General features: G+C 52.5%; 1 protein-coding gene. It reads left to right on the top strand.

Going from position 1 to position 404, the window contains the following annotated elements:
* Positions 1-100 precede the first annotated feature (100 nt).
* A partial coding sequence (locus J3L16_RS16015; protein ID WP_207614060.1) for a hypothetical protein occupies positions 101-404 on the top strand: 304 nt, incomplete at its 3' end.

Raw genomic sequence — 404 nt, 5'->3', positions numbered from 1 at the left:
CGAAGGCCGCAAAATTGCGGGTGCCGGTCTGAACTTGCGTTACCTCGAAGGCATCAAAGATGCAGCCGGCGTGCGCGGTGGTTTGACCGACTTCTACAACATGCTGCAGACCGGTTTGGCTGATTGTGGGATGCTGTGGCCAGAAGCTGCGGTGACTTTCAAGATTGCTGAAGTTGCGCCTTACATGCTGCAAGCTGACCTTGGTGCTGTGAATTCCAAAACGATTACTGTGAATGCTGACTATTGGGCTACGCTGCCAGGTGAGGTCCAAGAGACCTTGAATGCTGTGGCTGTCGATTATCGTGATCATCTTGCAGGTATCGCAATGGAACGTGCTGAAGCGTCACGTGCAGCGTTCATCGAAGCAGGTGGGTCTATCATCGAGATTTCAACTGACGATCGTA

It is taken from the genome of Alteromonas sp. 5E99-2, from assembly GCF_017368475.1.
GTDB lineage: Bacteria > Pseudomonadota > Gammaproteobacteria > Enterobacterales > Alteromonadaceae > Alteromonas_F.
The sequence above is the reverse complement of the archived record's forward strand: the minus strand, read 5'-3'. Positions and strand labels throughout refer to the sequence as shown.